This window comes from Amycolatopsis samaneae (assembly GCF_039541975.1).
In the GTDB taxonomy this organism is placed as follows: domain Bacteria; phylum Actinomycetota; class Actinomycetes; order Mycobacteriales; family Pseudonocardiaceae; genus Amycolatopsis; species Amycolatopsis samaneae.
Genome location: NZ_BAABHG010000017.1, coordinates 119,472 through 137,922, shown reverse-complemented (window position 1 = coordinate 137,922; position 18,451 = coordinate 119,472). Strand labels below are relative to the sequence as shown.

Here is an 18,451-nt window from a genome sequence, read left to right as displayed (position 1 = left end):
TTACCTTGCCGACCAGGCGTTTTGCCTGATATGAACGACTATGGCATGCAGATTGGGACAAACCCGGGACAGCGAGTATGAAGTCAGGACAAGATCAAGACAGACATGGCGCCTATCTGTCCGAGCTAGAGAAGGAGTTGGATAACGATCTACGTAAGATAGTTGAAAAGGGTAAGAGTCTTTCGTCGTCTCATTGCCGCGAGCGGAAGGCGTTAGCTCGTCTGACTCATGTGCATCGAGCATGCCAAAAGATGGCAAATCAGGCAGATGAGAGTGTTGACAGACCAGAGGAGTGGAATCTTGAGACTGTTAGTATTGCAATAGAACAAGCTGCTTACAAATCTGCCAACTTTGACCTGGAGCTATACGCGGCACACTATGTTGAGGTCAGGAAGCTTCTGTTTGGCGTATCGCGCACGAAAGCTTACGACACCAAATTACGTTGGCGAAGTGCTCGAGTTTATTACCAGGCAAATTTGGCAGTTGAAGTTGGTCGTACGCGTGATATTTCAGATGCCAACTTCAAGCGGCGAGTGTATGAGCGTGAAATATTGCCGCCTATGGTTGCCGCACTGCTGGACTGGGAGCAGATGCTTTCATCCGGTTCCTATGGCAGTGGTCATGGCGAGGAAACGGAAATCGATCAGCTGAATTTTGCTTGGCGAAACCGTTTCAGAAGATTCTTTCAGATTTCAATTCCGGCTGAGACGTTTGCCGCATTTATGGCGGAGTACCTGAATAAGAAAGATAACGACGAGGGCGAAACTGTCGTCGCGACAACTCTCGATGTCCTTGATCTTCCAGACCTGCTTGAGTGTGCTCTTTATGAGCTAGGCAGGCTATATATTCTCGGATCAGAGCTTGATTTAAGTGGACACGAAGTCCCTACTTATAGCCTTTTGGCTCGATGTCGTACGATTTCTTGGGCTACTCCTGATGGACTCCGAGATAGACTGCAACTGACAAAAGCGGACGCTGAATGGCTGACTCATTCGTTGATTAGTCAAGGGCGACGGAAGCTTGATGGTCCGTTGGGGGAGAGCTTTAAGAAGTTCTCTCGTCTACTAAGGGAGGAAGCTAAGGGGCGCTCCGTTTTTCGTCGCTTCCAAGCGCTTGAGGAAACCTGCGAGTGCCTAACTGGTTCAGCATCGGTTAATGATTGCGTCTTTCATGGGCTGATAAAGGAGATTATGGGATTTCTGGAAGACCTCCGGTACGAGTGGTATCAAATCAGTAAGACCGTCATTAACTTGCCGCCAGGAAATCATGTAACCGCCACGTTTAGCAGCTTCTGATTGACGGTAGGTTTAATTGGTTTTAAAATAAGCAAGAACACGGGTTTGCCCAGTATTTCTTGAGTCTTGATCAAGAGACGCTGGGCGGATCTGTGAGATACACATATCTTAGCCATGGAGAAAACGTGGCAAGTGGATGTGGAGGGCATGCCAGAGATGTCGGCGTGCTTGTTGAATTGTTCGAATCATGGATGAGTCGGTTTGGCAACCAAGGATCTTTCTCGACGCTGCAGGGGGCGTTCAGGGGTTGGCTCTGGGATGATGGTTTTGATGCATTCGGAGACGACTATTCTGTTGCTGTGTCAGTCATGTTGACGTATTTGTCGTTGTGCATATCAAACCCGCAGCACAGGCGAATTCTTACGAATCCTGACGGCGAGCCTGACGAGTATACGATAATTCAGATTAACGTGCCTGAATCGGGTGAAGACAGCACGTTCTGGGAGTTTCTATCCGGGGAAAGTTTTAGGGAAATGTACTCCGATTGGCGGCGATCTCGATACGCCAGTTAGTTCTGTCAGAGATTTCGGTCCTGGCAAGTGAGCCGTCTGGTTTAACTAGGCGGCTCTATTTATTTGACATTGTGCTCGGAAGCAATGTTACAAACGCGCGGCGCCGAGCTCGCCGCGCATCACCAGGATACCGTGGCCGGACCGTCGACCACGGAGAAACCCCACGTCAGACTCGGTTCGACGTGGGGTTTCAAGACCCGCTTTCCGTCCAGCTTCATCCGTCCCCGGGCGGCAAGTCCGACTCCGGCAGCTCCTGGCCGGGCTGCTCGTCCGGCTCATCCAGATGCTCGAGTCCTTCCAGCACTCGCCGTTTCAGCTCCAGACTCGGCCGCTTCACCGGCGTCCGCGGATACGGCGTCGGTTGCACGTAGCGACGCGCCCGCTTCGGCAGGGACAGCGGCTCCGTTGGCGGCTCATCGGCCCCGGCCGGCTCGGGCGTCACCGGCAAGACCTCCGTGTCAGCGCCGGTCAGCTGCTCGTGGAACCGCTCGCGCTGGACTCGAGCCCGGATGGCCTGGACCGACACCCCATCCGCGTCAGCGTGACGGCCCGTATCGCGGGCGTACCGCCGGATCACCAGGGCGGCCAAGCCGTAGAGCAGGAGCAGACCCCCAAGCACGACCAGATATCCGCCGACCGGGTTCATGGCTCCCGGCGATGTGTGGCCGTCGGCGGGCTGGGCGGCGGTGGAAAGCCGTGCTCCCGGCGGAAAATCCGCTCGCAATCCCAACATTGTCGGGGCACCCGGAAAGCGTCACGCTTGCTGACGTGCGCAAAGGCGGCTGAGGCCGAAAGGCCGCACAACATCGTCAGCTGCTCGTCCGGTTCCGGAACACGAGTCAGTCGGGCCCGGTGCCAGGTGTCACCCACCACCGGATACAAGGCGCTGGTGTCGATGTACAACACCGCTTCGGTCACGGCGGGCGGCTCATTCGTCACCAGGCTCACCCGCCAGCGTGGTGAGAACCTGTTCCAGTTCGGCGAGACCCAGCTGCCCTTGGAGCGCCAGACACACGCCAATCTCCAGCACGTACAGCCCGAGGCCGCGAAACTCGCGGCGCATATTGTCGTCCAGTTCGCCCGCGTCGATGCGGTCGTACAGGTCGTTGGTCACCGCGTTGACGACGCGATTGAGCAGGGCGATCTTGGCTTCGAGGTTGGTGACGGGAGTCGAGGCGTCCTGACCGAGCGACGCTGGCAGCTCTCCGGTGTGGCGGCTCATGGCTTCGCCTTGGGCAACGGGTCGGTCGGGTCGTCTACGGTCACGAACCAGTCCGGCCGGGCCACCCGAGCCACGGCGGTTTGCTGGGCCGCGTGGTGGAACAAGGCGCCCAACATCGCCAGGTACCGGTCGCGCTGCTGGGCGCCGAACGGCGTCAGCCGGAGCAGGCAGGCCCGGCCGCGACCCCGGCTGGCCGTGACGTAGCCGCCGCTCAGCAAGACGTCCAGATGGCGCCGGAACTGGTCCTTCGTACTGCCCGTGGCCTGACACAAGTACTGGTGACGCCGCCATTCGTGCTGGCTGAGCAGGCACAAGACATGCAGCCGGGTAATCGTCGGCAGCACCCGTGGCGGGTTCGTCGGCGAGATCGTGGGCACGAGGCTTAGAACCCTTCCCGCAAGCGCCAGGCCAGCCGCACGTCAGGACAGGGCCAGTCCTCGCCGCACCACCGGCAGGCCAGGCCGGTCAGGGCAGCGGCATGGAGTCGCAGCGTCAGCGTGATGAGGCTGTACAGCTGGGCCGGTTCTGGCAGCCGCGGTTCGGCCAGCGGCGACAGCCGGTTCTTCTGCCAGGGCTGGACTGGGCTGACCGGTACGTCGGTGGTCATGGCCGCATCGCCTACTTCCGTGTCGCACGACTTTGAGTGGACGGCCGGGCCGGGTGACGTGCGTCGGGGAGACCGCCACCCGGCCCGGCCGCTTGGGTCGGTCGCGGTGGGTAGCGAGGACGCCACCGCCCGTCCCGCGTGCAATCATGCCCCCGCAATCCGGCGAACGCAACATTGCGTTTTACTAGGTTGCGTTCGTACCCCGGCTTGAGCAAGCCGTGCAGTCCTGGCCACACTGACGTGGCCCCAACCGAAGGGGTGAGGAAGGATCGAGACCGTGGCACCGAAGAAGCAGACACCGTCTGTCCGGTTGCGCCGGATGGCGGCTGAGCTGCGTCGACTTCGCGCCAGCGCTGATATGAGCCGCGAAGAAGTCAGCGACCAGACCGGTATCAACAGCGTCACGCTCTACCGGATCGAGACCGCCAAGGCCAAGCCGCAGAAGCGCACGCTCATGGCGTTGCTCAACCTGTACGAGGTCGACCCGGCCCAGCGCGAATATCTGCTGGCGCTCTTGAAGGATGCCAGTGTCCAGGGCTGGTTGCGGCCGTATCACTCCGATCTGCCCGAGGAGTACACCGCCTACATCAGCTTCGAGAGCGAGGCGCAGGGCGTTCGCAACTACGAGTCGTTGTTCCTGCCGGGTCTGCTCCAGACCGAGGACTACGCCCGGGCCGTCATCCGCGGGGTGCTGCCGACCGCTACCGAGGAGCAGGTTGAGGACCGGGTGCGGGCGCGCCTGGAGCGGCAGCCGCTCCTGACCAAGGCCGCGCCGCTCAAGTTCTGGGCCGTCGTCGATGAGGCCGCCTTGCGCCGGGTGGTGGGCGGCCCTGCCGTGATGGGCCGTCAGCTGCAGCACCTGGCGGAAGTGGTGGCGGCGCCGAACGTGACGCTGCAGGTCATCCCGTTCGAGGCGGGCGCTCATCCCGGGATGCCGGGTCAGTTCATCCTCATGGACTTCGCCGACCCGATGGATACCGACCTGATCTACATCGACTCGATGGCTGGGGACTTGTTCTTGGAGTCGGAGGCGGACATCAGCCGGTACCGCGCCATCTTCGACCACCTGGTGGCGGTGGCCAAGAGCCCGAACGATTCGGCGGCTCTGGTCGCCGAGCTGGCGGGCGAGCACGAGAAGGGAGGCTAGGGAAACTCATGAATGAAGTCGATCTGTCGGGGGCGGTCTGGCGGACGAGCTCACGTTCCAGCGGTAATGGCGCCTGCGTTGAGGTGGCCTTTGTCAGCGACGTAACCGCCGTGCGTGACACCAAAGACCGTGACGGCGGCACACTGGCCGCTTCACCAGCGGCTTGGACCAGTTTTATCCAGACGGTGGCACTACAAAAGTAGGTGGACACAACGCAAGAAGCCCCCAAGGTTCGCCTCGGGGGCTTCTTGATGAGGAGCTGAAGCCTCGCGGCGAGGCCGGCGGCGTACTCGGTGAAGAGTGGTCCCGAGCCGTTCGGCCAGCCGCGGATGAGTTCAGGCGGGGCGCGTAACTACTTGCTTACCGCACGATAACGACAGGTCTCGGTTCGTAACGGCAGTTCGCCGCCTCCCGACGAACGAAGCATCGTCGCGTTACCTCGCGGCGCTCCGAGACGTTTCGCGGCGGACTCATGGATAAGCGCTAGTTTCTTCAATAACCAGGCAACAAGCTTTTACGTTGGCAACACGGGCAGGGGTGTGCTGAATATGGGAGTGGCAACTACGGGCGACAACCCAATTAAAGATCCTGCTGAAGACACCCTTGGGCGCGCGTCTCTGGCTCGACACTTGGCTGTAGAGTTGCGTCACCTCGACACCAGCGAGGGCAGCGTTTTTGCCGTAATTGGCCCATGGGGGTCAGGAAAAACGTCGCTCATTAACATGATTCGCCATAACCTTGGCGACAACCCAGCACTAGCGGTACTAGACTTTAACCCGTGGATGTTTTCCGGCACGGAGCAGCTCGTTGACTCGTTCTTCGCCGAACTTTCAGCGCAGCTTGGAGAAAAACCTGGCAAGCTGGGCAAGATCGCCTCCGAACTGGACGCGTATGGCGAGCTGCTTAGCCCACTTGGGGTCGTACCGTTTGTTGGACCTTGGGTTGCCAGATTCGGAAGCAGCGCGAAGGCAATCAAGAAATTCCATGAGCGACGCAAACAGAGCGTGACACAACGGCGCGCCGTCTTGGCTGACAAGCTGTCCGAGCTTGAGCATCCGTTTGTGGTCGTCATAGATGACATCGACCGCCTCGACAGCAACGAGATCAGGGATATATTTAAGCTCGTGCGCTTGACCGCCAGCTTTCCAAATGTGATCTACCTCCTTGCCTTCGACCGCGAACGAGTCGAACAGGCGCTAACCGGAGACGGCCTGACCGGGCGAAATTATCTTGAGAAGATCGTACAGGCTTCGGTAGATATACCCGCAGTCTCAGACAAACTCCTCATCTCGCAGCTCACCAACGCGCTTGATGGAGCCCTTAGCGACATAAGCAGCGAAGTACGGTTCGACCAGGACCGCTGGCCAGATGTCCTTTTTGAAATAGTCCATCCCCTCGTGAGAAACATGCGCGACGTTCGTCGATTTGCGGCGTCGATTCGGGGAACCCTTCGCAGCCTTGAGGGCGCTGTCGAAGTTGTAGATATCTTCGGCCTCGAGGCGGTTCGAGTATTTGCGCCAGACTTGTTCCGAGCCGTGGCGACCAACCGGGTCGCGCTGACTACAACCAGAAGCATCCACGTTGGAAGTCGTCCAAGCGAAGCGCATACGGCGGCCATTAGTACGATGCTTAAGGATTCTCCAGGCCACGAGAAAGTCGCCGAGGCACTCATACGCCGCATATTCCCGGCAGGAGAGCAGTACCTTCAAGGCGGCACGAACTACGGCCCCGACTGGCAGAAACGGTGGCTAAAGGATCGACGGCTTGCACACCCACACATGCTGGCGCTCTATCTAGAGCAACTTGTCGGTGATGATTTGCTCGCATTCAACGATGCTGAACGTGCATTCGCCGTTTTTAGCGATGCCGATCAACTGGCAACGCTATTTGCTGAGATACCTCTTGCCAACCGCGAGGACGTCATCACCAGCCTGGAGACTTTCGAAGGCGACTATCCGGTTGAGGCTGTTGTTCCCGCGAGCGCAGTGCTTCTTAACATCATGCCGACGTTGCCCGAGCGAGACCGGGGCATGTTCTCGTTCAGCGACGGCCGTCTTGTCGTGACGCGCGTAGTACTACGGCTCTTCCAGAGGCTCGATAATCCAGCTGCCGTCGAAGACGCGGTGAAGCAGATACTACCTCAGGTAGAAATGCTATCTTCGAAACTTGAGCTTATCCACATGGTGGGCCACCGTGAGCATGTTGGGCATAAGCTCGCATCAGAAGAAGGGGGCAAGGTTCTCGAAGACATCTTAAGCGGGCAACTGCAAGAAGTTGTCGCCACGGATATCCGCGAGGATCCAGGACTGTTCAGGATACTACTTTGGGCGCGGGAGAGACCCGAGAACGAGCAGGGTTTTATGACTGCCCTCTTTTCTGAGCCAACACTCAACTTGTCGCTCCTGCTGCAATCCTACGGCGAGGCGCGAATTCAAGCGATGGACAGCAGGGCGGTCACGCGCGAACCTCGCCTCAGCTGGGAAGCACTTGAGCAAGTCTACGGCAGTGAGGCAGCGATACGTGACGCCATCGAGTCAGCACAGACCGTTGCAGGCGACCACGAGCTTACAAACCGCGTTCTTGATCTTGCGCGCAAGTACTCAGAGGGCTGGAGACCCGAACGTTTCTAGCGGCTCGGCTTTGACAAGTTGCGGCCAGTGCGCCCGTACCGCTCAGCCTTCGGAACGCCAGCTCGGTGGAGGTGATCCCTGACCGTGCTCTCCCCTACGTCGAACTTGTCCGCGATCTGCGCATAGGTCCAACCCGACCGGTAAAGCTCGACTGCCGCGGGCACGTCGGCCGGACACAGCCCCGGAGGTACGGTATCGACACCTCGAGCGCGAAGATGCCGACCAACCGTGCTCCGATGGATGCCGAAGCGCTCTGCCAGCTCGTGCACCGTAGCCCCTTTGGCGTAGGCGGCCACCAGCCGATCTATGTCGTCAACTTCAAGTTGACGAGCTGTTCGAGTGGGCGTATCATGATCAACAACAAGTTTTTGCTGTTCAGGCCAGGCTTTTGCCAGGTCAAGCAGCCTCCGAACCCGGTAACACGGGTTCTTAAGGGCCTCAATGAGGCCGACTCGGATTGGGCATACCCTGCTCGCGCTGCGCGCCTCGCAGGGCAATCCTCGTAGTCGTACCCGGGGGGCCGAGCCCCCCGGACCCCCACGGTGCGGTTGGTGACTGTTGGCGGCCTGAGGGGGTTCCGTGGGGTCGATTGGGGTGTCGGGATCGCGGGGGTCGCTTCGCATCCGGTGGGGCATCGGGGGGCCGTCTGGCCGAGATCGCGAACATCGACATGGTGCGTTGCCGTTCAGCCCGACCACGGGCAAGGCCGTCGCACGCTACCTTGGTCACCACTTCCAGTCGCACACTTTTTCTGGCCAACGGAGGCAGGGAGGGCGACCTCATGCTGTCGAACGGCTGAACCACTCCGCAGATGGCGCGACGGTACGGCGCGAGCGCAGCTACGGAACGCGCGCACGACTCCGCCCGACGGGTACCTGTCGGGCGGACTGCTTTAGGTGACAGCCAAACGCGACGGCGCGCCCCTAAAGCTGCTGGTCATGACAGCGTGCTCCCCGCATGCGCGGGGTAGTCAGCTTGGGGGGAGCTGAGAGTCGAGCTTTTCGGCGAGCTGTTGGGCGAACGTGCAGGCGCGTTCGGTGTCCAGGCCGGAGGTGACGAGGACGTAGGCGCGTGAGTTGGTGGCGACCTGGAGGTTGATTTGGCACTGTCCCTTGGAGTTGAGCGGTTCGGGCTGACGTACCGAAGGGCGGGTGCCGTTGATCTTGCCGTTCTGGGCTTGGGCGGGGTTGTTGAGATTTTCGTTGATCTTCTGGCCTGGGTGAAGGCCAAGGTTCACATCGTAGTTTTCGTTGCTGCCCCCGGTGTACCTCTGTGAGTGGCACGTGTGTGTGCGGTCGGCCCGCGCAGGCTCGGCCTTGGGGAACCCCTGCCCGGTGAGGAGTTGGTCGAGCAAGGTGCACTGGTTCAACCCGGCGAATGGGTTCGAGGGATCGGTGGTCGCGCCTGTGCTCGATGCGCTGCTGCCCGGCGCGGTCGGACTGGGCGATGCCTGCCCTCCGACGTGGCTGGAACACGCGGTGAGCGTGATCGCGGCGAAGGCGAGGGCCGTGAAGGTGGCGGCGGTGCGTCGGCTCACTGGTGATCGCGTTCCTTGTTGAGCTTGGCGAAGGTGACATTGTGCCGTTCCTCGGTCTCGCGGTAGTTTTTCCGCGCGATCAGCAGAGCTTCCCTTGCCGTTTTGATGCCTTCGGCCATGAGGTCGAGGTTCGGCAGCAGCGCCTGCTTGTCGCCGTTGGCGACCTTCACATTGAAGTTCGCGACAGCACCGGCGTACTGACTGCCACCCATCTTGGCCGGCAGGGTGAGGACCTGGAGTTGGCCCTTCCAGTAGTCGTAGCCCTCCAGGAACTTGTCGCACGCCTTGAGGTACGTCTGAAGACCGGCTTCGTTGATCGCGAACCCGCCGGTCTCGGCCATCTTCTTCAGCTCGTCGCCGCCAGTCGCGATTCGCCGGGCACCGGCAGCATCCATCTGGGGGTTGAGCAGGTCGTTCAGGTAGTTCTTCCCCGCGTCACCCGTTGATGGCTTGTCGCCAGCCGCTGAACCGGGCTTTTCCCACGTAGTGCCATCCATGGTGCCCTCCCTCACCGTTGGCGACCACCCTGAGTGTCCCGTTGGCACTGTACTAGTGACCGTTCGGGCCTGTCAGCGGTTCCGCCCGGAGAGCGCGGGCTGTTCAGCTGACCGGGTGGGTTCCCACCGGGCAGGGAGGCCGGCCTTCGCACCTCGCGCACTTCTTATGCTGGGCGATCTTGCTGTCCGTGTCGGTGCCGTGGTGCGGGTAGCGCTGGGCGACGAGCGCGAGCCGGTCGCGATCGAACGTGAGGTGCGGATCGGGTGGCACCCAGTATGCAAGGCGCTCACCCGCGATGTCATCGATCTCAGGCATCCAGCCCCGCACGTCGTTCATCACGATCTCCTGTTCAGTCGCCGGGCCCACCGCGAGTGCCCCCGCCCCAGGGACAGCAGCTGCTTCCGCGACTCTTCGGGTGCCTCCGGCTCCACGCGTTTCCAGCGCGTGCCATCCGGCGGTTTCCGCCGGGACGGGCGATTCGTACCCTGCCGACATGACGCGAAGAACCCTGCCCCTGGCACTGCTCGCCGTGGCCGCCGCGCTGGTCACGGCCATGACGCCCGCCGGGGCCGCCGAAGAGGACGCCTGCGACAGCATCATCTTCAACGCCTGCTTCTACCCCGAGCGGGCGTTCCACGGAACCGAGTACAAGACCACGATCTACTTCCCGGGCTGCTTCCGGCTGCCGCCCTCGCGGTCGTACCACACCGACGTCGCGGCGACCGTGTACGCGGAGAGCGACTGCACCGGCCAGAGCACCCGGATACAGGGCTACTTCGGCTTGGACATCGGATTCACCGCCCGCAGCTACTTCTACTCCCGGGGCTGACGATCACCCGTGGGAGAGGCGGTAGAGCACGGTGCCGTGTGCCGGGACGGACGCGGAGACGGCACCGGCGGTGGTCCGGGTTTCCTTGCTCCACAAGTCTTTCAGCCGATAGGAGGGGGCGGCGTCGATACCGGTGGCTGCCGCGGTGGTGCTGATCTCCGCGGTCGCGCCGGTCTCGTTGGACAGGGCGACACCGCGGTCGCCGTTCGCCAGGACCTTGCTGTAGACGACGAGGCCGTTCGACGCGCTGAGCACCGTCGCCTGCTTCCCGAGCCGGTCCTGGTCGAGCGCGATGACGTCGGTGTTCTTCAGGATCGCGAAGTTCTCGTCGGACACCTTCCGCAGGTCACTGCCGATCAGCAGCGGCGCGGCCATCATCGCCCACAGGCTGAAATGCGTCCGGTACTCGGTCGCGGTCATGCCGCCGTTGCCAACCTCCAGCATGTCCGGGTCGTTCCAGTGCCCCGGCCCCGCGTACCGCGCCAGCACCCGATTCTCCTGCGCCTTGCCGATCATGCTCGACCACTTGTCCGAGATGTCCCCGGTGGTCCGCCACAGGTTGCCGACCGGCGCACCCCAGGTCCACACCTTCGGCTCGGTCCTTCCCCACTCGCACAGGGAATACGCGATCTTGCGGCCGGTTTTGGCCAGCGCGTCCCGCATCGCGGTGTACCGCTTCCGCGCGTCGACGCCCTGGTTGTTGCAGTTGTCGTACTTCAGGTAGTCGACGCCCCAGGAGGCGAAGAGGTTCGCGTCCTGCCGCTCGTGCCCGAGCGCGCCGGGGAAACCCGCCTTGTTGCAGGTCTTGGTGCCCGCGCTGGTGTAGATGCCGAACTTAAGGCCCTTCTCGTGCACGTAGTCGGCGAGCGCCTTGATCCCGTGTGGGAACCGCGCGGGGTCGGGCACCAGGTCACCGGTGGCGTTCCGCGCGGGCAGCGCCCAGCAGTCGTCGATGTTGACGTAGGTGTAGCCGACGTCCTTGAGGCCCTTCGCCACGAAGAGGTCGGCGATCCCCTTGATCATCGCCTCGCCGAACTCGGCGCGGCAGCCGGTGGAGTTCCAGTTGTTGAACCCCATGGGCGGCGTTCTCGCCAGCCCGTTTTCGAGGGCGTCGGCGGCGGGCGGACCGACGGCGACCGCGGTCGCGGTGAGCGCGATGACGGCCGCGGCCGCCATCGCGCGGCGCCGGAACAAGGGACGACGAAACAAGGGCATGACCGCTCCTCGGCTCGTGAGCACGCACCTCGTGCGACGGCGGAGGGCAGGAGGTCTGACCCTAAAAAGTTAAGAGACCTACCGAAGCGCGGTCAAGACCCAAACACACCAGACATCAGATATGACGCACCGTCGTCACTCAACCTTGCGGGCGGTGGCCATCGCGCGCTCGGTCTCCCAGAACGCGCGCATCGACCTGATCAGGCCGTCCTCCCCGACGCGGTAGACGAACACGCCGTCGGTGTCCACGCGGTAGCCGCCGGGCAGGTAGGTCGTGATGGTGCCGACGTTGGCCACCTCGTCGCCCGCGGCGTGCGAATCCCGGATCTCGAACTCGAAGCGCTCGACGTTCGCGATCGTGGCATCCCAGAACGCGGCGATCCCCTCCTGGCCGTGATGTCCCTTGCCCTCGGCGTCGAACATCGACGGCCCCACCGGGTCCTCGACCACCCCGTCCGGGGCGAACAGCGCGAGCCAGCCCGCCTTGTCCCCCGCGCACACGGCGTTCATCGACCGCCACGCGGCCGTCCGCGCCGGCGGCTGTTCCGCCGCACTGTCCCAGCTGACCGATATGCCCATGTCTCAGTCTCCGAACTTCGCGATGATCTCCGTACCGAACTTCCGGATCGCGGCGAGCTTCGGCTCGATGTCCGCGTCGAACCCGATTCCCTCGAACACCCACGGCATCGTGATCACGTCGGTCACGCCGATCGCGGCCTGCTCCCGGTAGCCGTCGAGGCCGAACCGGTCGACGCACACGGCCTGGTACTCGAACGGCTCGTCGGCGCGCCCCCGCTCGGCGAGCAGTTCGCGCAGGCGCGCGATCGTGTCGCGCAGGTCGTCGAACTTCATCATCGCCGAGGACCAGCCGTCCGCCGCCCTGGCCGCCCGCCGCAGCGCGACGTCGGTGTGCCCGCCGATGTAGAAGGGCACCCGCGAGGGCGGCGTGGGGCTCATGCGCAGCTTGTCGAAGTCGAAGAACTCCCCGTGGTACTCCACCATGCCGCCGTCGAGGATCAGCCGGAGCACGTCGATCGCCTCGTCGACGCGCTTGCCGCGCCGCGCGTAGGGCGCCCCGCACCACTCGAACTCCTCGGGCGACCACCCGACGCCGAGGCCGAGCCCGAACCGGCCGCCGGTCAGCGCGGCCACCGAGTTGACCTGACGGGCCAGCAGCACCGGGTTGCGCGAACCCAGTTTCAGCACCGAGGTGTAGAACCTGATCCTGTTCGTCACCGCCCCCATCGAGGCGGCCGCGACGAGAGGATCCGCCCAGGGGGTTTCCTCGTTCCAGAACCGGCTCCCGTCCGGGGTGTACGGGTAGTCGGCGGACACCGTTTCGGAGTAAAAGAGCGAGTCAGGGAGGGCGATCGAGGCGAACCCCGCCTCTTCCGCCACCCTGGCGAGCCCGGTCAGCTGTTCCAGGGGGTTCATCGCGACCGACAGGGTGAACTTCATACCGCCGAACTATAACGTGTTCTAGTTTGTTCGGCCAGTCCGCCGTCCCCCCGCCGGTGCGCCGGGTCACGTCCCGGGAACCCACCGGGTACCGTCCGCGTTGTCCGTTTCAAAGGGCGTCTTGCGGGACACCCGCACCCGAGTTAATGGAGTGACCCATGGGGACCGCGATCTTCCTGATCGTGCTCGTCGTCGTCATCGTCGGCGGCGGCCTCTACTTCGCACGATCCCAGGCCGCGGCACGACAGCGGCAGCTCGAGGACGCCAAGGCCGAGGCCCGCCGTCTGGTGGAGCGGCTCGGCGGGCAGGTCCTCAACATCACCGGCAATGACACCGCCTCGCAGCAGGCGATGGCCGACGCGAGCGAGCGGTACAACGCGGCGGGTTCCCAGCTGGAGCAGGCCAAGACGGCCGAGCAGGCCAAGCTGGTCAAGGAAACCGCCATCGAGGGCCTCTACTACGTGCGCGCGGCGCGCACCGCGATGGGCATGGACCCCGGCCCGAAACTGCCGGAGGAAGCCGAGCGCGAGCGCGCCGGCAAGGTCACCGAGCACCGCAGGGTGGACGTCGAGGGCCAGCACTACGAGGCCTCGCCCGAGGCGGGCCAGAACACGCCGTACTACTACCCCGGCGGCCGCGTCGCCGGGCGCCCGGTACCCGAGGGCTGGTACAGCGAGCCGTGGTGGAAGCCCGCCCTGATCGGCGGCGCGTGGGGCCTGGGCTCGGCGCTGCTGTTCGGCGCGATGTTCAGCGGCATGGGCGGCATCGCCAGCGCGTCGGCCTGGGAGTCCGGTTACGACGCGGGCCAGATGGACGCGCTGGGCTCCGGCGGGCTCGACAGCGGGGGCGACTTCGGCGGCGGGTTCGACGGCGGCGGTGACTTCGGCGGCGACTGGGGCGGCTTCGACGGTGGCGGCGGCGGGTTCGACGGCGGGGGCGGCGGCTTCGACTTCTGAGCCCCCGGCTTCCTGACCCGAAGGGGATTTTTCGCCACACCAGGCGGAAAATCCCCTTCGTCGTTTCCGGGCCGATCACCCGCTCGGCGGCATAATGAATATCTATACACAGTTGCGGTTCTTCATACAGGCCGCTTAGCGTTGACCGCATGATCACCGCACGAGAACTCGACGATCTGATGCACCAGGGCTGGCGGGCGCTGACCTGCGCCGAGGTCGACGGCTGGCTCGTCCGCCGGTCGGCAGGGGTCACCACCCGGGCGAACTCGGTGCTGCCCCGCACCCCGCCCGCCGACCCCGTCCGCGCGCTGCGCGAGGTCGAACGGCTCTACCACGACGCGGGGCTGGCCTCGACGTTCCAGGTCGGTCCCGCCGCACGGCCCGGCGACCTCGACGACCTCCTCGCCGCACGCGGCTACACGCCACTCCGCCCGACGGTCCTCCAGACCGCCGAGGTCGCGACCGTGCTGAGACGGCTCCCGCCGGACGAGTCCGCCGTGCGGATCGACAAGAGCCCGGACGCCGCCTGGCTGGACCTGTGGTCCCGCACGGATGGCAGGGGCGGCGCCGAAACCCTCGCCGTGGCACGCGAAATCATGGAGTCCACCCCCGCGCTCTACGCCTCGGTGACCGGGGGTTCCGGGGTCACCGCGATCGGCAGGCTCGCGCTCGTCGGCACCTGGGGCGGGCTGTACGGACTCGCCGTCCGCCCGGACGCGCGACGGCGAGGCCAGGCCGCGGCCGTGCTGCGCGCGCTACTCGCCGAGGCGTCGGGGCACGGCGTCGATTCGGTGTGGCTCCAGGTACTCGCGGACAACGAACCGGCGTTGAAGCTCTACGACCGCGCGGGATTCACCACGGCCGCGCGCTACCACTACCGGACACGACCCGCCTGACGACGCCGGCTCAGGCGGGCTGGCAGGCCGGGCACCAGTAGAGGTTGCGGCCCACGAGATCGGCGTGGGCCACCGAGGTCCCGCACACCAGGCACTCCTCGCCCGCGCGGCGGTAGACGTAGACCTCGCCGCCGTGCCGGTCCTGGCGCGGGGCGCGGCCGGTGGCCTCCGGCAGGTGCTCGGGCGCGACGGTGTCGATGCGACCGACGCGGACGCCGTCGCGCATGAGCGCGACCAGATCGGCCCACATGTCGTCCCACAGCGCCCGGTCGAGCTCGCGCCCGGCCAGCAGCGGCGGCACGCCGTGCCGGAACAGCACCTCGGCGCGGTAGACGTTGCCGACCCCGGCGAGCACGGACTGGTCCATCAGCAACGCCGCGATCGACGTGCGGGAACGGGAGATCCGTGCCCACGCGCGGTCCGGGTCCGCGTCCGCGCGCAGCGGATCGGGCCCGAGCCGCGCCTTGATCGCGTCGACCTGCGCCTCGTCCAGGAGTTCGCACCGGGTCGGGCCGCGCAGGTCCGTCCAGTGCGTCCGGCCCTCCAGCCGCATCCTGACCTGGCCGACCGGCGCGCTCGCGGGCAGCTTCGCCTCGCCGAAGGTGCCGTACAGCCCGAGGTGGACGTGCACCGTCCCCTGTGGACCGTAGTGGTGGAACAGGTGCTTGCCGTGCGCCTCGGCGGACACCAGCACCCGACCGTCCAAACGGGACGCCTCGGCGGCGAACCGGCCCTGCGGGCTGCTGACCGACACCGGTGCGCCCGCGTAGCGCCGTTTGTGCAGGCGGGCGAGCCGGTGCAGGGTGTGCCCTTCGGGCATCAGGCCCCCGGCAGTGCCGGCGGGGTGCCGGTGCGCTCGTAGTCCAGCAGCTGCCGGACCCGGCGCGCGTGCCGCTCGTCGGGCGAAACCGGTGTCGCGAGGAAGGCCTCGACGATCTCGGTGGCCTGTTCGGTGGTGTGCATCCGGGCACCGACACCGATGAGCTGCGCGTGGTTGTGCTCGCGGCACAGCTTCGCGGTCTCGACACTCCAGGCGAGGCCCGCCCGCGCGCCGGGAACCTTGTTCGCGGCGATCTGCTCGCCGTTGCCGGAGCCGCCGATCACGATGCCGAGGCTGCCCTCGTCGGCGACCACCCGCAGCGCCGTCTCGACGCAGAACGCAGGGTAGTCGTCGGCGGCGTCGTAGACGGCCGGACCGATGTCCGTGACCTCGTGGCCCTGCTCGCGCAGGTGGCTCACCAGGTGGTTCTTCAGCTCGAAACCGGCATGGTCGGATCCCAGGTAGACACGCACAGCAAGGGAGTCTGCCATCCCGCCTCCGCACGGGCATGCTGTGGGGGTGGACATCTGGGAGCAGCCGGGCTACGACGTCCGGCTCGAATGGGGTGCGGAGGGCATCGAAAACCTCGGGCCGGGTTGCACCGCGCTGGTCATCGTCGACGTACTTTCCTTCAGCACCACCACGGACATCGTCCTCGGCCGGGGCAGCCGGGTACTCCCGCTGCGATGGCGGGACGAGCAGGGCGTGGCACGCGCGCGGGCGGCCGGAGCCGACCTCGCGGGAGAAGGCGCGCGGACCCTGCGTCCTTCGACGGTGACCGAAATCCCCTCCGACACCTTGCTCGCGTTACCCTCGCCGAACGGCGCCACCCTGTGCGACAAGGCGAGCACAGCGGGGGCGGCGGTCCTCGTCGGATGTCTGCGCAACGCGTACGCCGTCGCGGAACGCGCGCACGAACTTTCCCGCGGCGGGCCGATCGGGGTGATCGCCGCCGGGGAACGCTGGGGCGTCAGCCTGTTCGGCGACAACGACGGTGAGCTCGGGCCGCTGCGCCCGTGTGTCGAGGATCAGCTCGGCGCGGGCGCGATCGTGGCGGCGTTGACCGCCTACGACCGCGTCCCATCGCCCGAAGCGGCGCTGGCGGCCACGGCGTACGGCGGCACCGACGTGCTCCGCGCGCTGCACGCCTGCACCTCGGGCAGGGAACACGGCGCGGCCGGGCACGAAGTGAACATCACGCTGGCCGCGCAGGTGGATGTCAGCATGGTCGCCCCCGTTCTTTCCGAAGGGATTTTGTCATCGTGACCGAAGGCCGTTGGCTCGAACTCGCCGAGGGCGTTTACGCGCGCCGGTACGAGGAGCTGGACCTGACCACCGGGCTCGTCGTCGGCACCGAACGCTGCCTGGTGATCGACAGCAGGGGCGACGTCGACCAGGGCACCGAACTCGCCGCGGCGGTCCGGGAGATCACGTCGCTGCCGTGGGCCGTGGCCTACACGCACGCGCACTTCGACCACTGCTTCGGGACCACGCCGTTCCTGCCGTGCGAAGTCTGGGCGCAGGCGGGGTGTGTCGCCGAACTGGCCGCGTACGGCGAACGCGCCCGGCAGCGGCGGATCACCACCTACCGCGAGGAGGGAAAGCCGCACATCGCCGACGCGCTGACACGGACCACGATCATCCCGCCGGGACACCTGGTGACCGACCGCGCGGAGCTCGACCTCGGCGGCCGGGTCGTGGCGCTGGTGCATCCCGGGCTCGCGCACACCGACCACGACCTCGTCGCGCACGTGCCCGACGCCGGGATCGTGTTCGCCGGCGACACCGTCGAGCACGGGCCGTCCGGCTTCACCGCCGACTCGTTCGGCACCGACACACACCTCGCCGCCTGGGCCGCCGCGCTCGATCGGATCCTCGCGCTGCGGCCGGAAACCGTCGTGCCGGGGCACGGCGATCCCGTCGACGCCGCGTTCTTGACACGGCACCGCGACGGCCTCCACCGGCTCGTCATCCTCAAAACCGCTGTCGCGGCGGGAGAAACGACCGAGGAGGAGGCCGTCGCGATGTCCCCCTACCCCGCCGACGTCACGCGTGCCGCGCTGAGCACGCCGTGAGCCGGACGCGGAATCAGCGGAATCAGTCGAAGTTCAGCTCGCCGGTCCGCGTGCGCTTGAGCTCGAAGAAGTCGGGGTAGCTCGCGAGGGCGACCGCGCCGTCGAACACCTTGAGCGCGTCCTCGCCCCGCGGGATCGAGCTGAGCACCGGGCCGAAGAACGCGACGCCGTCGATGTGGATGGTCGGCGTGCCGACCTCCGTGCCGACCGGGTCCATGCCCTCGTGGTGGCTCTTCCGCAGCGCTTCGTCGTACTCGGCCGAGTCACCGGCCTCGATCAGCTCGGGCGCGCCGACGGCTTCCAGCGCCTCCTTGATGACCTGGCGGCGGTCCTCGTTGCCCTGGTTGTGGTAGCGGGTGCCGAACTCGGTGTAGAAGTCGCGGACGGCCTGCTGGCCCTTGAGCTGTTCGAGCGCGATCGCGACGCGGACCGGCGCCCAGCCCTCCGACAGCAGCGCCTTGTACCGCTCGGGCAGGTCCTCCCGGTTCTCGTTGAGCACCGACAGGCTCATCACGCGGAAGTTCAGGTCCAGGTCACGGTGCTTCTCGACTTCGAGGATCCAGCGCGAGGTGATCCACGCGAAGGGGCAGATCGGGTCGAAGAAGAAGTCGACCTTGGTGGGCCGGGACTCAGCGGTCATCGTTTCTCTCTCCAGGTGGCGCGGGTCCTGCGGGGCGTGGGCGGTCCGGGTGACGGCCCCCACTCCGCCCAACATCGTCGGGCGCGCGCTTGTTCCCCATCGTCAGTAGGTACG

The 18,451-nt window shown here is 65.1% G+C and carries 22 protein-coding genes and 1 pseudogene; 9 read left to right on the top strand and 14 right to left on the bottom strand.

Translation table 11 applies throughout. The features are described 5' to 3' along the window. Positions 1–251: 251 nt before the first annotated feature. The gene (locus tag ABD987_RS36190; protein WP_345404991.1) at positions 252–1,295 is read left to right on the top strand and encodes a hypothetical protein; all 1,044 of its coding nucleotides are present in this window, start codon (positions 252–254) and stop codon (positions 1,293–1,295) included. A 726-nt stretch (positions 1,296–2,021) separates the two neighbouring features. On the opposite strand, the gene ABD987_RS36185 is transcribed toward ABD987_RS36190, so the two are convergent. From ABD987_RS36185 to ABD987_RS36170, 4 genes are all read right to left on the bottom strand, one after another. Then, on the bottom strand, positions 2,022–2,453 hold the full coding sequence (locus ABD987_RS36185; protein WP_345404988.1) for a hypothetical protein: 432 nt from the start codon (positions 2,451–2,453) through the stop codon (positions 2,022–2,024). A gap of 282 nt (positions 2,454–2,735) precedes the next feature. Further along, positions 2,736–3,029, bottom strand: a complete 294-nt coding sequence (locus ABD987_RS36180; protein WP_345404985.1) for a hypothetical protein — start codon at positions 3,027–3,029, stop codon at positions 2,736–2,738. Continuing rightward, positions 3,026–3,406, bottom strand: coding sequence for a helix-turn-helix domain-containing protein (locus ABD987_RS36175; protein ID WP_345404982.1), 381 nt, complete (start codon positions 3,404–3,406; stop codon positions 3,026–3,028). Before ABD987_RS36175 ends, ABD987_RS36180 begins: the two co-directional genes overlap by 4 nt. A 5-nt stretch (positions 3,407–3,411) precedes the next feature. Next, the gene (locus ABD987_RS36170) at positions 3,412–3,636 is read right to left on the bottom strand and encodes a hypothetical protein (RefSeq protein ID WP_345404979.1); all 225 of its coding nucleotides are present in this window, start codon (positions 3,634–3,636) and stop codon (positions 3,412–3,414) included. A 277-nt stretch (positions 3,637–3,913) separates the two neighbouring features. Here ABD987_RS36170 and ABD987_RS36165 point away from each other — a divergent pair, with 277 nt between their 5' ends. The 3 genes from ABD987_RS36165 to ABD987_RS36155 all read left to right on the top strand — a co-directional run bounded on the left by ABD987_RS36165 (position 3,914) and on the right by ABD987_RS36155 (position 7,413). Further along, positions 3,914–4,783, top strand: coding sequence for a helix-turn-helix domain-containing protein (locus tag ABD987_RS36165; protein ID WP_345404976.1), 870 nt, complete (start codon positions 3,914–3,916; stop codon positions 4,781–4,783). Between the two features lie 8 nt (positions 4,784–4,791). Beyond that, a complete protein-coding gene (locus ABD987_RS36160; protein ID WP_345404973.1) occupies positions 4,792–4,986 on the top strand; it encodes a DUF397 domain-containing protein in 195 nt (64 codons plus the stop codon). Between the two features lie 345 nt (positions 4,987–5,331). After that, entirely contained in the window at positions 5,332–7,413 is a 2,082-nt protein-coding gene (locus ABD987_RS36155; RefSeq protein ID WP_345404970.1) for a KAP family P-loop NTPase fold protein, read from the top strand. On the opposite strand, the gene ABD987_RS44650 is transcribed toward ABD987_RS36155, so the two are convergent. From ABD987_RS44650 to ABD987_RS36140, 4 genes are all read right to left on the bottom strand, one after another. Then, complete coding sequence (locus ABD987_RS44650) at positions 7,410–8,036, bottom strand: helix-turn-helix domain-containing protein (RefSeq protein WP_378273140.1); 627 nt, start codon at positions 8,034–8,036, stop codon at positions 7,410–7,412. The two genes, ABD987_RS36155 and ABD987_RS44650, sit on opposite strands and share 4 nt — an antisense overlap. 347 nt (positions 8,037–8,383) lie before the next feature. Beyond that, on the bottom strand, positions 8,384–8,950 hold the full coding sequence (locus ABD987_RS36150; RefSeq protein WP_345404967.1) for a DUF3558 family protein: 567 nt from the start codon (positions 8,948–8,950) through the stop codon (positions 8,384–8,386). Beyond that, a complete protein-coding gene (locus ABD987_RS36145) occupies positions 8,947–9,447 on the bottom strand; it encodes a hypothetical protein (protein ID WP_345404964.1) in 501 nt (166 codons plus the stop codon). The genes ABD987_RS36150 and ABD987_RS36145 overlap by 4 nt, the downstream gene beginning before the upstream one ends. A 103-nt stretch (positions 9,448–9,550) precedes the next feature. After that, entirely contained in the window at positions 9,551–9,784 is a 234-nt protein-coding gene (locus ABD987_RS36140; protein ID WP_345404961.1) for a hypothetical protein, read from the bottom strand. Positions 9,785–9,941: 157 nt separating this feature from the next. On the opposite strand from ABD987_RS36140, the gene ABD987_RS36135 reads away from it, so the two are divergent. Then, positions 9,942–10,277: a hypothetical protein gene (locus tag ABD987_RS36135; protein ID WP_345404958.1), complete on the top strand. Its 336-nt coding sequence runs from the start codon at positions 9,942–9,944 to the stop codon at positions 10,275–10,277. 12 nt (positions 10,278–10,289) lie between these two features. Here ABD987_RS36135 and ABD987_RS36130 read toward each other — a convergent pair. The 3 genes and pseudogenes from ABD987_RS36130 to ABD987_RS36120 form a co-directional block, all read right to left on the bottom strand. Continuing rightward, a pseudogene (locus ABD987_RS36130) lies at positions 10,290–11,453 on the bottom strand (glycoside hydrolase family 27 protein); the annotation flags it as partial. 174 nt (positions 11,454–11,627) lie between these two features. Beyond that, complete coding sequence (locus ABD987_RS36125) at positions 11,628–12,071, bottom strand: nuclear transport factor 2 family protein (RefSeq protein WP_345404955.1); 444 nt, start codon at positions 12,069–12,071, stop codon at positions 11,628–11,630. Between the two features lie 3 nt (positions 12,072–12,074). Further along, positions 12,075–12,950: a TIGR03619 family F420-dependent LLM class oxidoreductase gene (locus tag ABD987_RS36120; protein WP_345404952.1), complete on the bottom strand. Its 876-nt coding sequence runs from the start codon at positions 12,948–12,950 to the stop codon at positions 12,075–12,077. Between the two features lie 158 nt (positions 12,951–13,108). On the opposite strand from ABD987_RS36120, the gene ABD987_RS36115 reads away from it, so the two are divergent. Together ABD987_RS36115 and ABD987_RS36110 are read left to right on the top strand one after the other, a co-directional pair. Further along, on the top strand, positions 13,109–13,906 hold the full coding sequence (locus ABD987_RS36115; protein WP_345404949.1) for a hypothetical protein: 798 nt from the start codon (positions 13,109–13,111) through the stop codon (positions 13,904–13,906). A gap of 149 nt (positions 13,907–14,055) precedes the next feature. Then, positions 14,056–14,802 (top strand): GNAT family N-acetyltransferase, encoded by a 747-nt coding sequence (locus ABD987_RS36110; protein WP_345404946.1) that lies wholly within the window; start codon positions 14,056–14,058, stop codon positions 14,800–14,802. 10 nt (positions 14,803–14,812) lie between these two features. Here the strand turns inward: ABD987_RS36110 and ABD987_RS36105 are convergent, their stop codons facing one another. Together ABD987_RS36105 and ABD987_RS36100 are read right to left on the bottom strand one after the other, a co-directional pair. Further along, positions 14,813–15,622, bottom strand: a complete 810-nt coding sequence (locus tag ABD987_RS36105) for an Fpg/Nei family DNA glycosylase (protein WP_345404943.1) — start codon at positions 15,620–15,622, stop codon at positions 14,813–14,815. Beyond that, positions 15,622–16,095, bottom strand: a complete 474-nt coding sequence (locus tag ABD987_RS36100; protein WP_345404940.1) for a ribose-5-phosphate isomerase — start codon at positions 16,093–16,095, stop codon at positions 15,622–15,624. Before ABD987_RS36100 ends, ABD987_RS36105 begins: the two co-directional genes overlap by 1 nt. Positions 16,096–16,141: 46 nt before the next feature. Between ABD987_RS36100 and ABD987_RS36095 the strand changes: the two genes are divergently transcribed. Together ABD987_RS36095 and ABD987_RS36090 are read left to right on the top strand one after the other, a co-directional pair. Next, positions 16,142–16,888 carry a 2-phosphosulfolactate phosphatase gene (locus ABD987_RS36095; RefSeq protein WP_345404937.1) on the top strand — a complete coding sequence of 249 codons (747 nt, stop codon included), beginning with the start codon at positions 16,142–16,144 and terminating at the stop codon, positions 16,886–16,888. After that, positions 16,885–17,697 (top strand): MBL fold metallo-hydrolase, encoded by an 813-nt coding sequence (locus tag ABD987_RS36090; protein WP_345404934.1) that lies wholly within the window; start codon positions 16,885–16,887, stop codon positions 17,695–17,697. Before ABD987_RS36095 ends, ABD987_RS36090 begins: the two co-directional genes overlap by 4 nt. Before the next feature lie 22 nt (positions 17,698–17,719). Here ABD987_RS36090 and ABD987_RS36085 read toward each other — a convergent pair whose 3' ends face one another. Continuing rightward, positions 17,720–18,337 (bottom strand): mycothiol-dependent nitroreductase Rv2466c family protein, encoded by a 618-nt coding sequence (locus ABD987_RS36085; RefSeq protein ID WP_345404931.1) that lies wholly within the window; start codon positions 18,335–18,337, stop codon positions 17,720–17,722. Positions 18,338–18,451: the final 114 nt, after the last annotated feature.